The sequence below is a fragment of the Pseudomonas sp. GW821-FHT09H03 genome, from assembly GCF_059415945.1.
Genome location: NZ_JBWKOF010000013.1, coordinates 17,738 through 32,265 on the forward strand (window position 1 = coordinate 17,738; position 14,528 = coordinate 32,265).

At 61.1% G+C, this 14,528-nt stretch carries 13 protein-coding genes; 4 read left to right on the forward strand and 9 right to left on the reverse strand.

All coding sequences use genetic code 11. The features are described 5' to 3' along the window. The first annotated feature begins 2 nt into the window (after nt 1–2). Genes phnL through phnP form a run of 4 tightly spaced genes read left to right on the forward strand, consistent with a single transcriptional unit; the run spans nt 3 to nt 3,166 of the window. Nucleotides 3–722, forward strand: a complete 720-nt coding sequence (gene phnL / locus AC07OG_RS18750) for a phosphonate C-P lyase system protein PhnL (protein WP_060541454.1) — start codon at nt 3–5, stop codon at nt 720–722. Continuing rightward, nucleotides 712–1,857, forward strand: a complete 1,146-nt coding sequence (locus AC07OG_RS18755) for an alpha-D-ribose 1-methylphosphonate 5-triphosphate diphosphatase (protein WP_060541455.1) — start codon at nt 712–714, stop codon at nt 1,855–1,857. Before phnL ends, AC07OG_RS18755 begins: the two co-directional genes overlap by 11 nt. After that, on the forward strand, nt 1,857–2,426 hold the full coding sequence (gene phnN / locus AC07OG_RS18760; protein WP_060541456.1) for a phosphonate metabolism protein/1,5-bisphosphokinase (PRPP-forming) PhnN: 570 nt from the start codon (nt 1,857–1,859) through the stop codon (nt 2,424–2,426). Before AC07OG_RS18755 ends, phnN begins: the two co-directional genes overlap by 1 nt. After that, the gene (phnP, locus tag AC07OG_RS18765) at nt 2,417–3,166 is read left to right on the forward strand and encodes a phosphonate metabolism protein PhnP (protein WP_060541457.1); all 750 of its coding nucleotides are present in this window, start codon (nt 2,417–2,419) and stop codon (nt 3,164–3,166) included. The genes phnN and phnP overlap by 10 nt, the downstream gene beginning before the upstream one ends. 155 nt (nt 3,167–3,321) lie before the next feature. Here the strand turns inward: phnP and AC07OG_RS18770 are convergent, their stop codons facing one another. The 9 genes from AC07OG_RS18770 to gcl all read right to left on the reverse strand — a co-directional run bounded on the left by AC07OG_RS18770 (nt 3,322) and on the right by gcl (nt 14,423). Next, entirely contained in the window at nt 3,322–4,527 is a 1,206-nt protein-coding gene (locus AC07OG_RS18770) for an MFS transporter (RefSeq protein ID WP_495067755.1), read from the reverse strand. 214 nt (nt 4,528–4,741) lie between these two features. Then, nucleotides 4,742–5,740: a sulfate ABC transporter substrate-binding protein gene (locus AC07OG_RS18775; RefSeq protein ID WP_495067756.1), complete on the reverse strand. Its 999-nt coding sequence runs from the start codon at nt 5,738–5,740 to the stop codon at nt 4,742–4,744. Between the two features lie 107 nt (nt 5,741–5,847). Beyond that, entirely contained in the window at nt 5,848–6,672 is an 825-nt protein-coding gene (locus AC07OG_RS18780) for an ion transporter (protein ID WP_060541460.1), read from the reverse strand. A gap of 21 nt (nt 6,673–6,693) precedes the next feature. After that, nucleotides 6,694–7,608 carry an urea transporter gene (locus AC07OG_RS18785; protein ID WP_495067757.1) on the reverse strand — a complete coding sequence of 305 codons (915 nt, stop codon included), beginning with the start codon at nt 7,606–7,608 and terminating at the stop codon, nt 6,694–6,696. A 147-nt stretch (nt 7,609–7,755) separates the two neighbouring features. Then, nucleotides 7,756–9,171 carry a pyruvate kinase gene (gene pyk, locus AC07OG_RS18790; RefSeq protein WP_060541462.1) on the reverse strand — a complete coding sequence of 472 codons (1,416 nt, stop codon included), beginning with the start codon at nt 9,169–9,171 and terminating at the stop codon, nt 7,756–7,758. Beyond that, entirely contained in the window at nt 9,161–10,441 is a 1,281-nt protein-coding gene (locus AC07OG_RS18795; RefSeq protein WP_060541463.1) for a glycerate kinase type-2 family protein, read from the reverse strand. Before AC07OG_RS18795 ends, pyk begins: the two co-directional genes overlap by 11 nt. Nucleotides 10,442–10,592: 151 nt before the next feature. After that, entirely contained in the window at nt 10,593–11,486 is an 894-nt protein-coding gene (locus tag AC07OG_RS18800; RefSeq protein WP_060541464.1) for a 2-hydroxy-3-oxopropionate reductase, read from the reverse strand. A 200-nt stretch (nt 11,487–11,686) separates the two neighbouring features. Further along, nucleotides 11,687–12,469, reverse strand: coding sequence for a hydroxypyruvate isomerase (gene hyi / locus AC07OG_RS18805; RefSeq protein WP_060541465.1), 783 nt, complete (start codon nt 12,467–12,469; stop codon nt 11,687–11,689). 178 nt (nt 12,470–12,647) lie between these two features. Then, entirely contained in the window at nt 12,648–14,423 is a 1,776-nt protein-coding gene (gene gcl, locus AC07OG_RS18810; RefSeq protein ID WP_060541466.1) for a glyoxylate carboligase, read from the reverse strand. Nucleotides 14,424–14,528: the final 105 nt, after the last annotated feature.

Below are 14,528 nucleotides of genomic sequence, written 5' to 3' on the forward strand. Positions count from 1 at the left end.
CGATGAATACCTTGATCGAGGTCCGTGACCTCTCGAAAACTTTCACCCTGCATCAGCAGCACGGCGTGGTCCTCAATGTGTTGCGCGGGATCGATTTCAGTGTGGCGGCCGGTGAATGCCTGGTGCTGCACGGTCAGTCCGGTGCCGGTAAAAGCACCTTGCTGCGCACCTTGTACGGCAACTATCTGCCCGCAGGCGGCAGCATTCGCGTGCAGCACGATGGCCAATGGCTGGAGCTGGTGGGCGCCGAACCCCGGGACATCCTGCAAGTGCGTCAGCGCACGTTGGGTTATGTCAGCCAGTTCCTGCGGGTGATCCCCCGCGTGGCCTGCCTGGATGTGGTCATGGAACCAGCGCTGGCCCGGGGCTGGGCGAAAGAGCAGGCGCAAGCGCGTGCCGAATCGCTACTCAGCCGTCTGAACATTCCGCAACGTCTTTGGCAACTGGCGCCCGGCACGTTCTCCGGGGGCGAGCAGCAACGGGTCAACATTGCCCGGGGTTTCATGGTGGCGTGGCCGGTGATGTTGCTCGACGAGCCGACAGCATCTCTCGACGACAACAATCGCCAGGTGGTGCTGGAACTGATGAATGAAGCAAAAGCGGCAGGGGCTGCACTGATCGGCATCTTCCACGACCGCATCGCCCGTGAAGCGGTTGCCGACCGCCATCTCGACATGACCCCAGCCGCAGTCAGCCAAGAGGAATACGCCGATGCCCGTTGAACAGATCCTCAGCAATGCCCAACTGGTCACCGCTGACCGTGTGTTCTACGGCACCGTGGTGCTGCGCGACGGCTTGATCGCTGAAGTCTGCGAAGGTCCGAGCCGCTTGCCTCAGGCGCAAAATCTGCATGGTGATTACCTGCTGCCGGGTCTGGTGGAGTTGCACACCGACAACCTGGAGCGTCACATGACCCCGCGCCCCGGTGTGGACTGGCCGTCGGTACCGGCGGTGCTCAGCCACGATGCACAGATCATCGCGGCGGGCATCACCACGGTGTTCGATGCGGTGTCCATCGGCGACGTAAACCCGAAGGGCAATCGCATGCAGAAATTGCCGGCGATGCTGGAGGCAATCACCAAAGCGTCCGATGCCGGCCTTACCCGCGCCGAACACCGTTTGCACTTGCGCTGCGAGCTGTGCCACCCGGACACCTTGAGTGTGTTCCGCGATCTTGTGGAAAACCCGCTGGTGCAACTGGTGTCAGTGATGGACCACTCGCCGGGCCAGCGCCAGTTTGTGCTGCAATCCAAGTACCGTGAGTACTACATGGGCAAGTACCACCTGACCACGACGCAGATGGATGACTTCATCACCCTGCAAATGGCCAACTCGCGGCAGTACAGCGACAGGTATCGTGCGGCAATTGTCGAGCACTGTCTGGCCCTTGGCCTGTCGGTGGCCAGTCATGATGACGCGACCCTGGCCCACGTCGAGGAGTCGGCGCGCTACGGCATGACCATCGCCGAGTTCCCGACCACGGTCGAGGCGGCGCGCGGATGCCGGGAACGGGACATGAAAGTGTTGATGGGCGCACCGAACATCGTGCGCGGCGGATCGCACTCGGGTAACGTGGCCGCCGCGGAACTGGCGGCCGAAGGCTTGCTGGATATCCTGTCCAGCGATTACTACCCGGCGAGCCTGTTGCAATCGACGTTCGCGCTGGCAGCGCAGAACAATCGCATCGGCCTGGCCGAAGCAGTGCGCATGGTCAGCCTGAACCCGGCCCGCGCTGCGGGTTTGCATGATCGTGGCGAAATTGCAGCGGGCCTGCGGGCCGATCTGGTGCAAGCACGCAGTCACGACGGTCTGACGGCGGTTCAACAAGTATGGCGGCAAGCGAAGAGGGTGTACTGATGTCGGGCAGGTTGATCTATCTCATCGGACCTTCCGGGTCGGGCAAGGACAGCCTGTTGGACGCGGCGCGCGGCCGGTTGGCCGAAAGAGGCTGCCGCATCGTGCGGCGGGTCATCACCCGTTCTGCGGAGGCGGTGGGCGAGGCGGCCTTGGGTGTCAGCCCGCAGCAGTTCGCCGAGATGGAGGCTCAGGGCGCGTTTGCCCTGAGCTGGCACGCCAACGGTCTGTCCTACGGCATCCCGCGGGAAATCGACGATTGGCTGAAGGCCGGACAAGATGTGCTGGTCAATGGCTCGCGCGGGCATTTGCACAATGCCCGTGAGCGCTACCCGCACATGCTTGTGGTGCTGCTGACCGTGGATCAAGCGGTGTTGCGCGAGCGCTTGCTGGCACGAGGACGGGAGTCCGTGGTGGAAATAGACGCACGGTTGGCGCGCAACACCCGATTCAACCAAAGCGTACTGGCCGACGACGACCCGATGGTGCATGTCCTCGATAACTCCGGGGCACTGGAAAATACGGTGGAACGCTTGCTCGGCTGCATCGACGAACCCTCCATATGCGCTTGACGTTGCTCGGTACTGGTGATGCCCGGCAAGTTCCGGTCTACGGCTGCGAGTGCGTGGCTTGCGACCGGGCGCGTAAGGATCCGCGTCAGCAACGTCGACCCTGCTGTGCGCTGATCGAGTGTGGCGATCAGCGCTGGTTGATCGACAGCGGCCTGCCAGACCTGTGCGAGCGTTTTGCGCCGCGCAGCTTCAACGGCATATTGCAGACCCACTACCACGCCGATCACGCACAGGGCTTGTTGCATCTGCGCTGGGGTCAGGGCCTGGTGATCCCGGTCCACGGCCCGGTGGACCCGGAAGGCCTGGCCGACCTCTACAAACACCCCGGCATTCTCGATTTCAGTCAGCCGTTCGAGGCCTTTGAAACACGTGTTTTCGGCACGTTGGGTGTTACAGCGTTGCCGTTGCTGCATTCCAAACCGACCCTGGGGTACTTGTTGGAGGGCGAGGGGCGACGGATCGCCTATTTGACTGACACCGTGGGCCTGCCACCGGACACCTTGAACTGGCTGCTGCGTGAACCGCTGGATGTGCTGGTGCTGGACTGCTCCATACCACCGCAACCTCAGGCGCCGCGCAATCACAACGACCTTAACCTGGCCTTGCAGTGCATTGACGAACTGCAGCCAACGTCAGCGGTGTTGACCCATGTCGGGCATACGTTGGATGCGTGGTTGATTGAGCATCGCGATGAATTGCCGGGCAATGTCAGTGTCGGGTTTGATGGGTGTGAGCTGTAAAAAGATCGCAGGCTGCGCCAGTTCCTGCGTTAATCGTGCATATGGCCCTGTAGGAGTTGGCGCAGCCCCTCCTTCCTGGCGGATGCGGCGATGGAGAAGCTGGTTCGAAATTGAGTCGTACTCGTACGTGGCCTTCGCGGGCAAGCCTTTAATGCTTACGCCGTCGCCAACGAACCCTTTTGCGAAACGCTCAAGAACCGCAACAACGCCAACAGTGGAAATGCGCTGCCGACAATCACGATCCACAACCAGCCACCGTGTTCGTATACCGGGCTGGCCACCGAAGAGCCAAACGCGCCACCGATGAAGATGCTGGTCATGTACAGCGCATTCAGACGGCTGCGACTTTTGGCGTCGAGAGCGTAAACCGCGCGTTGACCGAGGACCATGTTCATCTGCACGCAGAAATCGAGCACCACGCCCGTCACGGCCAGACCGATGACGCTGTAGACCGGATGGATGAATGCGGGCAGGAAGCTCAGGCTGGCGAACAACAGGGCCAGCAAGGACGCGATGCGGGTATGCCCGGCATCTGCCAGGCGTCCGGCGATGGGCGCGGCGATGGCGCCGATGGCACCGACCAGGGCGAAGATCGCAATCTGGCTTTGCGACAAGCCGTGATTACGTGTCAGTTCCAGCGGCACGGCGGTCCAGAACAGGCTGAAGGTAGCGAACATGCAGCCTTGGTAAAACGCACGCTGGCGCAGCACCGGTTGCTTGCGCAACAGTGTCCACAGCGAGCCCAGCAGCTGACCGTAAGACGCACTGTGATCAGGCTGGCGCTTGGGGATCGTGACCGCCAACACAATGCTGATCGCTGCCATCAACAGCGCGGCGATAACAAACATCGCGCGCCAGCCGAAATGATCGGCCACCACGCTGGATACCGGCCGCGCCAGCAGAATCCCCAGCAACAAGCCGCCCATGATCCCGCCGACTACCCGGCCGCGAGATTCTTCCGGGGCGAGGTGAGCGGCCAGCGGGATCAGGATCTGCACCGACACCGAACTGAAGCCCACCAGCAGCGAGATCAGCAAAAACACATTGGGCTGATCGGTGAACGCCGCACCCAGCAGGCTGGCAATTGCCACCAGCGTGGTGGTGATCATCAGCCGGCGATTCTCCAGCAGGTCACCCAGGGGCACGAGAAAGAACAGACCCAGTGCATAACCGATCTGGGTCAGCGAAACGATCAGGCTGGCCATGCTGTTGGTCAGGCCGATGTCGGGCGCGATAAGACCAATTATCGGCTGGGCGTAGTAGATGTTGGCGACGATCGCGCCGCAGCAAAAGGCGAACAGCAGCACCATGCCTCGGGTCATCGTTGCGGCACTGTGGGGCGCCTGGGTCGCAGGGGTCATGACGTGTCTCGCTGAACATTGGAATGTGCGCAGGTTAAGCGGCAGACGCAGAGGGCGGAAGAGTAATTGCAGTGATAGTGATTATTCCCTTGCGGCATGGGTGGCCTGAACCACGACTGCCTGGATGCACAGCCTGCGTAGCTTGCGTAACAAATCGCAGAGCCCATAAAAAAGGCGACCTTCGCAGGTCGCCTTTGGCATTGCCACTCAGCGTTTACTGGCCGGTGTAAATCTGGTCGAAAACGCCACCGTCATTGAAGTGGGTTTTTTGCACGGTACGCCAGTCGCCGAAGGTTTTTTCCACCGACAGGAAGTCGACTTTCGGGAAACGATCGGTGTACTTGGCCAACACGGCCGGGTCGCGGGGACGCAGGTAGTTGGCGGCCGCGATTTCCTGACCTTCAGGCGACCACAGGTACTTCAGGTATTCCTCGGCGGCGGCACGGGTACCTTTCTTGTCGACGGTTTTGTCGACCACCGACACCGGTGGCTCGGCTTCGGCGGAGACGCTTGGGTAGATGACTTCGAACTGCTCGCGACCGAACTCGCGGGCAATCATCTCGGCTTCGTTTTCGAAGGTCACCAGCACGTCGCCGATCTGGTTGGTCATGAAGGTGGTGGTGGCTGCACGGCCACCGGTATCGAGCACTGGCGCTTGCTTGAACAGTTTGCCGACAAACTCTTTTGCCTTGTTCTCGTCACCGCCGTTTTTCAGCACGTAACCCCAGGCCGAGAGGTAGGTATAGCGGCCGTTGCCGGAGGTTTTCGGGTTCGGAACGATGACCTGTACGCCATCCTTGAGCAGGTCTGGCCAGTCTTTGAGGGCTTTCGGGTTGCCTTTGCGGACGATGAACACCGTGGCCGAGGTGAATGGCGCGCTGTTGTTCGGCAGGCGGGTCACCCAATTGTCCGGGACCAGCTTGCCGTTGTCCGCCAGGGCGTTGATGTCGGTGGCCATGTTCATGGTGATGACGTCAGCCGGCAGGCCGTCGATCACCGAGCGCGCCTGTTTGCTGGAGCCGCCGAAGGACATCTGCAGGGTGATGTTTTCGTTGTGTTCAGCTTGCCAGTGCTTCTGGAACGCAGTGTTGTAGTCCTTGTAGAAATCTCGCATCACGTCGTAGGAAACGTTGAGCAGGGTCGGTGCGGCGTGGGCGATATTGCCCAAGGCCAGGCCAGCGGCGAGAAGTGAGGCGCCAAAGAGTTTTTTCACTGCGCATTCCTTGTTCTACAGGGTGTTGTTGAAATAGGGGTGATTGCGTTTTGCCAGCGACTATAGCCGTGCTTTCATAGTCCTTTAAAGATTAAAAAGTACTTTGCTTATTCCATTTTCTTGAACAGCGCATTACCACAACGTGAACAGAACGCTGCGCCGTGTTCGTGGCTGTTTTTGCGGCACACCGGGCAGTCGTGTTGCAGTTGTTCGCCGCGCATGGCGTTGGCCAGCTCGGCGGTGAAAATCCCTGTTGGCACGGCGATGATCGAGTAACCGGTGATCATCACCAGTGACGAAATCACCTGGCCCAGAGGCGTCTTCGGCACTATGTCGCCGAAGCCCACGGTGGTCAGCGTAACGATAGCCCAGTAGATGCCTTTGGGAATACTGGTGAAGCCATGTTCCGGGCCTTCGATCACGTACATCAAGGTGCCGAACACCGTCACCAGAGTGCAGACGCTGACCAGAAACACCACGATCTTCTGCTTGCTGCCGCGCAGCGCGGACATCAGGTAGTTGGCTTGTTTCAGGTAGGGGCTCAGCTTGAGCACGCGGAAAATCCGCAGCATGCGGATGATCCGGATGATCAACAGGTACTGCGCATCGGCGTAATACAGCGCAAGTATCCCGGGCACGATCGCCAGCAAATCCACCAGGCCGTAAAAGCTGAAGGCGTAGCGCAGGGGCTTGGGCGAGCAGTACAGGCGCAGGATGTACTCGCCCAGGAAGATAACGGTGAAGCCCCACTCGATGTACGCCAGCACATCGGCGTAGTCACGGTGAATGCTGTCGATGCTGTCGAGCATCACGATCACCAGGCTGGCGAGGATGATCAACAGCAAAATGCCGTCGAAGCGCCGACCAGCCTTGGTGTCGCTCTGGAAAATCATGACGTAAAGGTCTTCACGCCAGTTTTTGCTGCTGTCCATGGAGAACGCCTGAACCGGGAATCAACGCAGCCTAGGTTGATTCTCCCCGGGAGTGCAAGGTGCACTGGCATTCGTGGCTTTGCCGAGCACTTGAACAACCGTACGCAGCAGCCAGCAGGCGAGGATGAACGGCGCGGTCAGCGTGGGCAGGCCAATAGCGGCAAACATTGGCGTCAGCAGCAGCGCCGCTGCAATGCCGATCAGTGGTAGCCACGGCTGCTGGCGCTGCGCGCTGAAGGCGAGGGCAGCGAGCACCGCGTTATAGCCACCAAGGCCGAGCAGGGCGGTGTAGAAGTCGTGGTGCAGCAGGCTCCAGCCCATGCCCGCGACAGACGCCAACAACGCCCAGCAGAATGCGCGACGGTCAGCGATCAGCAAGCCGGCGGCAATCAAAGCTCCGGCCAGCGGATGACCGAGGAACATCACCTGGCCGAGGCCTTTGAGTGGTGCGGCGAGCATGTTCAGTGCGGTGACTTCGATCAGATGCGCCTGGGTCGACGGCGTGGCGAAACCCAGCAGTAACCAGCCCAGGCCCACGAAGGGCGCGGTGTAGGCGGGCAGGTATCGGCTGATCCGGGAGCGCTTGAGCCACTGTTGGGTGAGCATCGCGCTCAAGCCGCCGCAGGCAATGATCATTAAAGGCAGCATGGCTGACCAGGGGAAGTACAGGCTCAGCAGCAGGCCGAGCAATACGCCGTTATAGCTGAACAGGCCGGCCTGACGGTCAGCCTTTTCATAGCCGCGACGCTGTGCGGTGAGCAGCCCGGCGACGCCACCGAGCAATGCGCCGCCAAGCAGGGCTGGCGCCGTGAAAAGTACTGCCAAAAGGCACAGCAGACCAAACAGTGGGTGGCGCTGCAGGAAGATCTGGCTAAAGCCGTTGAGCAGGGCAGTGGCCCAGTCGGGGCAGTGGGTGTTGAAGTGATTGGCAGGCATGGCAAGTCTGAAAGTCAGTGAAACCGGGTTTCCTGCATCGCCAGCAGGCTGGCTCCCACACTGAATCTTTGTTCAGTCTTGATTGTGTGATCGACACAAAACCAATGTGGCAGCCAGCCTGCTGGCGATGAGGCCGGTATGGGCGCTCTAGATCAACGTCTCGATGCGCAATGAGTTAGTCGACCCCGGCTGCCCAAACGGCACACCGGCGGTAATCAATAATGTATCGCCACGCTGCGCCATGCCCTGGGCCTGGGCAATCTCCAGGGCCGTCGAACACACTTCATCCACCTGGCGCAGCCGATCATTGACCACCGAGTGCACGCCCCAGGCCACGGTCAGGCGGCGAGCGGTCTGCTGGTTGGGTGTCAGGTTGAGGATCGGCACCGTGGGCCGTTCCCGTGCCGCGCGCAGGCTCGAAGCGCCGGACTCGCTGTAGTTGACCAGCACCGCTACCGGCAGCACGTTACTGATGCGGCGAATCGCACAGCTGATGGCATCGGAGAGGGTCGCTTCGGCTTTCGGCCGGCTGACATCCAGTTGGGTCTGATAGTCCGGGCCGTTCTCCACCTGGCGGATGATCTTGCTCATCATCTGCACGGCCTCGAGCGGGTATTCGCCGGACGCGGTTTCCGCCGACAGCATGACCGCATCGGCGCCTTCGGCTACGGCATTGGCGACATCGGTCACTTCGGCACGAGTAGGTGCAGGCGAGAAGCGCATCGACTCCAGCATCTGCGTCGCCACCACCACCGGTTTACCGAGTTGGCGGCAAGTGCTGATGATGTTCTTCTGGATCTGCGGCACGCTTTCGGCCGGCACTTCCACGCCCAGGTCACCCCGGGCGACCATGATCGCATCGCTCAGTTCGGCGATTTCCCGCAGTTGGTTGACCGCCGACGGTTTTTCGATCTTGGCCATCAAAAACGCTTTGTCGCCGATCAGCGCACGGGCTTCGCGGATATCCTCCGGGCGCTGCACAAAGGACAGCGCCACCCAGTCCACACCGAGTTCCAGACCGAAGCTCAGGTCGCGACGATCCTTGGCCGTCAGCGGGCTGAGGTCGAGCACCGCTTGCGGCACGTTCACGCCTTTGCGGTCCGACAGTTCGCCGCCGTTGAGAACGGTGGTGTCGATCGCGTCGGCGTATTTGCTCACGACCCGCAGGCGTAGTTTGCCGTCGTCCAGCAGCAGGTCCATGCCCGGCTCCAGCGCGGCGATGATTTCCGGGTGCGGCAGGTTCACCCGGCGCTCATCCCCCGGCGTGGCATCGAGGTCCAGGCGCAGGGCCTGGCCGCGCACCAGTTGGACCTTGCCTTCGGCGAACTTGCCGACCCGCAGTTTCGGGCCCTGCAGGTCCATCAGAATGCCCAGCGGATAATTGAGCTGGCGCTCGACTTCACGAATCCACTGATAGCGCTGGGCGTGATCGGCGTGATCGCCATGGCTGAAGTTCAGGCGAAAAATATTGACCCCGGCCTCGACCAGCTCACGGATATCGTCGATGCCTAATGTGGCGGGGCCGAGGGTGGCGAGGATTTTGACCTTTTTATCAGGCGTCATGTTTAGGGTTCTCGAGAATCAGGATGGCACGGAAGTCGTTGACGTTGGTGCGGGTCGGCTCGGTGACGATCAGTGCGTCCAGCGCCTCGAAGTAGCCATAGCCGTTGTTGTTGTCGAGCTCGTCGCTGGCGCTCAAACCGAGGGACTCGGCGCGGGCGTAGCTGTCCGGGGTCATGATCGCGCCGGCGTTGTCTTCGGAGCCGTCGATGCCATCGGTGTCACCGGCCAGGGCGTAGACGCCGGGCAAGCCTTTGAGGCTGTCGGTCAGGCTCAGCAGGAACTCGGCGTTACGCCCGCCACGGCCATTGCCGCGCACAGTGACGGTGGTTTCGCCACCGGAGAGAATCACGCAGGGGGCGGCCAATGGTTGACCGTGCAGGACGATCTGTCGGGCGATGCCGGCGTGGACTTTCGCCACTTCGCGCGATTCGCCTTCCAGGTCACCGAGGATCAGAGGGCTGAAGCCGGCCTGGCGGCACTTCACCGCAGCGGCTTCGAGGGATTGCTGGGGGCGTGCGATCAGCTGGAAATGGCTGCGCGCCAGGCTCGGGTCGCCGGGCTTGACGGTTTCCGATTCCGGGCTTTGCAACCAGTTGCGCACCGAGACTGGCACTTCAATGTTGTAGCGTTTGAGGATCGCCAGGGCTTCGTCCGAGGTGCTCGGATCGGCCACCGTAGGGCCGGAGGCGATGACCGTGGCAAGGTCGCCCGGCACGTCGGAAATCGCGTAGGTGTAAACGGTTGCCGGCCAGCAGGCTTTGCCCAGGCGGCCGCCCTTGATCGCCGAGAGGTGCTTGCGCACGCAGTTCATCTCGCCGATGGTCGCGCCGGATTTGAGCAGGGCTTTGTTGATCGCTTGCTTGTCGGCCAGGGTAATGCCGGCAGCAGGGAGGGCCAGCAACGCCGAACCACCACCGGACAACAGGAAGATCACCCGGTCGTCTTCGCTGAGGTCACTGACCAGCGCCAGCACGCGCTTGGCTACCGCCAGGCCGGCGGCATCGGGAACCGGATGCGCGGCTTCGACCACTTCGATTTTTTCGCAGCAAGCGCCGTGACCGTAGCGGGTGACTACCAGCCCTGTGACTTCGCCCTGCCAGCAGCGCTCGACCACCTGGGCCATGGCGGCCGCGGCCTTGCCGGCACCGATGACGATCACGCGACCACTGCGGTCCTTGGGCAGATGAGCTTCGAGGACATGTTGCGGATGCGCCGCGTCGATGGCTGTAGCGAACAGTTCGCGTAGCAATTGTTGTGGTTCGACCGACATGGCGGGCTCCCGGAATTCTTGTTATTGGAAAATGGAGCAACCCGGACTCCTGTGGGAGCCAGCCTGCTGGCGATTCAGGCGCTGCGGTCCATCAGACACACCGCGTTGATTTCATCGCCAGCAGGCTGGCTCCCACAGGTTCAGGCAGGGCTTACTTCTTGTCGCGAATCGAGAAGTTCGCCATGTGCTCCAGGCCTTTGATCAGCGCCGAGTGGTCCCAGTTGCTGCCACCGATGGCCGCGCAGGTGCTGAACACTTGCTGGGCGTTGGCGGTGTTCGGCAGGTTGATGTTCAGTTCCTTGGCGCCTTGCAGGGCCAGGTTCAGGTCCTTCTGGTGCAGGCTGATGCGGAAGCCTGGATCGAAGGTGCCCTTGATCATGCGCTCGCCGTGTACTTCAAGGATCTTCGACGAAGCGAACCCGCCCATCAGTGCTTCACGCACCTTGGCTGGATCGGCACCGTTTTTCGAAGCGAACAGCAGGGCTTCGGCCACGGCCTGGATGTTCAGGGCGACGATGATCTGGTTCGCCACTTTTGCGGTTTGACCGTCGCCGTTGCCACCGACCAGGGTGATGTTCTTGCCCATGGCCTGGAACAGTGGCAGGGCGCGTTCGAAGGCGTCGGCATCGCCACCGACCATGATGCTCAGGGTCGCGGCCTTGGCGCCGACTTCACCGCCGGATACCGGGGCGTCGAGGTATTGCGCGCCTTTTTCGTTGATCTTCGCGGCGAAGGCCTTGGTAGCGGTCGGCGAGATCGAGCTCATGTCGATCACCACCTTGCCTTTGCCAACGCCGGCAGCGATGCCGTCTGCGCGAAACAGCACGTCATCGACCTGCGGGGTATCCGGGACCATGACGATGATGAATTCGGCTTCCTGGGCGACTTCTTTCGGGTTCGCCAGGGCAATGGCGCCAGCGGCGACCAGGTCTGCCGGGGCAGCGTCGTGGTGTGCCGACAGGAACAGGCTGTGACCGGCTTTCTGCAGGTTCGCCGCCATTGGGTGGCCCATGATGCCGGTGCCGATAAATCCGATTTTAGCCATGAGAAAATCCTCTTGTTTTTGTGTAGCTCCTGGCACTTGGCCGGTGAGCTCTTTGTGGCGAGGGGGCTTGCCCCCGTTGGGTCGCGAAGCGGCCCCAATGTATTTACGCAGTCAGTCAGATAGAACGCATTTGCCGGTTATACGACTGCTTCGCGGTCGAACGGGGGCAAGCCCCCTCGCCACAAAAGCGCTTCTGACAATCAGATTGCGTTATGGGTTTTCAGCCATCCCAGGCCCGCTTCCGTAGTCGTCAGCGGCTTGTATTCGCAGCCGACCCAACCCTGGTACCCGATGCGGTCCAGGTGTTCGAACAGGAAGCGGTAGTTGATTTCTCCGGTGCCAGGTTCGTTGCGCCCCGGGTTGTCTGCGAGCTGCACATGGTTGATCTCGCCCAGGTGCGATTGCAGGGTGCGGGCCAGGTCGCCTTCCATGATTTGCATGTGATAGATGTCGTATTGCAGGAACAGATTGGCGCTGCCGACCTGCTCGCGAATCGACAGGGCTTGGGCCGTGTTGTTCAGGTAGAAGCCTGGAATGTCACGGGTGTTGATCGCTTCCATCACCAGTTTGATACCTGCTGCTTGCAGCTTGTCGGCTGCGTACTTGAGGTTGGCGACGAAGGTATTTTCCACGGTGGCATCGTCAACGCCTTGTGGGCGGATGCCGGCCAGGCAGTTGACCTGGGTATTGCCCAGCACTTGCGCGTAGGCGATCGCCAGATCGACACCGGCGCGGAATTCTTCAACCCGATCCGGCAGGCACGCGATACCGCGCTCGCCCTTGGCCCAGTCACCGGCCGGCAGGTTGAACAACACCTGGGTCAGGCCGTTGGCGTCGAGCTGGGCCTTGATTTCGGCGGAGCTGAAGTCGTAAGGGAACAGGTATTCGACACCACTGAAGCCGGCCTTGGCGGCCGCTTCGAAACGGGCGAGGAAATCCTGTTCAGTGAACAGCATGGACAGGTTGGCTGCGAAACGCGGCATGGTGGTCTCCTGAAACAGATTTGATACGGGTAGGTCTGACTAAACGCAATCAGTCCCCTCTCCCTGGGGAGAGGGTTAGGGTGAGGGGGAATCTTGAGTCTGATCCCGATCCTGCGAACACCGCAAAACCTTTCCCTCACCCCAGCCCTCTCCCGGAGGGAGAGGGAGCCAGATCGAGTCAATCAAGCATCGAAATCGCAGTCGGTGCGTCGTTGCCGACCAGCGCCAGGTCTTCGAATTCGTTGACGGCGTTGATCTCGGTACCCATGGAAATGTTGGTCACACGCTCCAGAATAATCTCGACGATCACCGGCACCTTGAACTCTTCGATCAGCTCCTGGGCCCTGCGCAGTGCTGGCTGGATCTGGGCCGGTTCGAACACACGCAGTGCCTTGCAACCGAGGCCCTCGGCAACCGCGACGTGGTCGACACCGTAACCGTTGAGTTCCGGCGCGTTCAGGTTATCGAAGGACAACTGCACGCAGTAGTCCATGTCGAAACCGCGCTGCGACTGACGGATCAGCCCCAGGTACGAGTTGTTTACCACAACATGAATGTACGGCAGCTTGAATTGCGCGCCCACCGCCAGTTCTTCGATCATGAACTGGAAATCATAGTCGCCCGACAGCGCGACAACCTTGCGGTTCGGGTCAGCCTTGACCACACCCAGCGCTGCCGGAATGGTCCAGCCCAGGGGACCGGCCTGGCCGCAGTTGATCCAGTGACGCGGCTTGTAGACGTGCAGGAACTGCGCGCCGGCAATCTGCGACAGACCGATGGTGCTGACGTAGCAAGTGTCTTTGCCAAACACCTGGTTCATCTCTTCGTAAACGCGCTGGGGTTTGACCGGTACGTTGTCGAAGTGGGTCTTGCGCTGCAAGCTGGCTTTGCGCTGCTGGCAGTCTTGCAGCCAGGCGCTGCGGTTTTTCAGCTTGCCGGCGGCTTGCCATTCGCGAGCGACTTCGATGAACACGGTCAGCGCGGCAGCGGCGTCGGAGACGATGCCCAGGTCCGGAGTGAATACACGGCCGATCTGGGTGCCTTCAATGTCGACGTGAATGAACTTGCGGCCTTCGGTGTACACGTCTACCGAGCCCGTGTGGCGGTTGGCCCAACGGTTACCGATACCCAGCACCACGTCGGACTTGAGCATGGTTGCGTTGCCGTAGCGGTGCGAAGTCTGCAGGCCGACCATGCCAACCATCAGCGGGTGATCGTCCGGGATGGTGCCCCAGCCCATCAGGGTCGGGATGACCGGAATACCGGTCAGCTCGGCGAACTCCACCAGCAACTCACTGGCGTCGGCATTGATGATGCCACCACCCGCTACCAGCAATGGACGCTCAGCCTGATCGAGCAGGGCCAAAGCTTTCTCGATCTGAACGCGGCTGGCGGTTGGCTTGGCCAGCGGCAATGGCTGGTAAGCGTCAATGTCGAATTCGATCTCGGCCATCTGCACGTCGAACGGCAGGTCGATCAGCACTGGGCCTGGACGGCCAGAGCGCATTTCATAGAAGGCTTTCTGGAACGCGTAAGGCACCTGGCCAGGTTCCAGAACGGTGGTTGCCCACTTGGTGACTGGCTTGACGATGCTGGTGATATCGACAGCCTGGAAATCTTCCTTGTGCATACGGGCGCGGGGTGCTTGCCCGGTAATGCAGAGGATCGGGATCGAGTCGGCCGAGGCGCTGTAGAGCCCGGTGACCATGTCGGTGCCGGCCGGGCCGGAAGTACCGATGCACACGCCGATGTTGCCGGCCTTGGTGCGGGTGTAACCCTCGGCCATGTGCGACGCGCCTTCAACGTGGCGAGCGAGGACGTGATCGATGCCACCGACCTTTTGCAGGGCGGAGTACAGCGGGTTGATGGCGGCACCCGGGATGCCAAAAGCGGTATCAACCCCTTCACGGCGCATCACCAGAACGGCGGCTTCGATTGCTCTCATTTTGCTCATGGTTTTGTGCCTCTTACGTTTTGTAATTGTATACAAGTGGCTTTGCGCAGAGTGTATTCACGGCGGACGGCGCAGGTCAATCCATTTTCTCAAGCGCTCGTTTCA

Excerpts from the sequence above, each read along its gene's own strand:
- phnL (WP_060541454.1), top strand. The coding sequence starts at position 3 with ATGAATACCTTGATCGAGGTCCGTGACCTCTCGAAAACTTTCACCCTG.
- AC07OG_RS18755 (WP_060541455.1), top strand. The coding sequence starts at position 712 with ATGCCCGTTGAACAGATCCTCAGCAATGCCCAACTGGTCACCGCTGAC.
- phnN (WP_060541456.1), top strand. The coding sequence starts at position 1,857 with ATGTCGGGCAGGTTGATCTATCTCATCGGACCTTCCGGGTCGGGCAAG.
- phnP (WP_060541457.1), top strand. The coding sequence starts at position 2,417 with ATGCGCTTGACGTTGCTCGGTACTGGTGATGCCCGGCAAGTTCCGGTC.
- AC07OG_RS18770 (WP_495067755.1), bottom strand. The coding sequence starts at position 4,527 with ATGACCCCTGCGACCCAGGCGCCCCACAGTGCCGCAACGATGACCCGA.
- AC07OG_RS18780 (WP_060541460.1), bottom strand. The coding sequence starts at position 6,672 with ATGGACAGCAGCAAAAACTGGCGTGAAGACCTTTACGTCATGATTTTC.
- AC07OG_RS18785 (WP_495067757.1), bottom strand. The coding sequence starts at position 7,608 with ATGCCTGCCAATCACTTCAACACCCACTGCCCCGACTGGGCCACTGCC.
- pyk (WP_060541462.1), bottom strand. The coding sequence starts at position 9,171 with ATGACGCCTGATAAAAAGGTCAAAATCCTCGCCACCCTCGGCCCCGCC.
- AC07OG_RS18795 (WP_060541463.1), bottom strand. The coding sequence starts at position 10,441 with ATGTCGGTCGAACCACAACAATTGCTACGCGAACTGTTCGCTACAGCC.
- AC07OG_RS18800 (WP_060541464.1), bottom strand. The coding sequence starts at position 11,486 with ATGGCTAAAATCGGATTTATCGGCACCGGCATCATGGGCCACCCAATG.
- hyi (WP_060541465.1), bottom strand. The coding sequence starts at position 12,469 with ATGCCGCGTTTCGCAGCCAACCTGTCCATGCTGTTCACTGAACAGGAT.
- gcl (WP_060541466.1), bottom strand. The coding sequence starts at position 14,423 with ATGAGCAAAATGAGAGCAATCGAAGCCGCCGTTCTGGTGATGCGCCGT.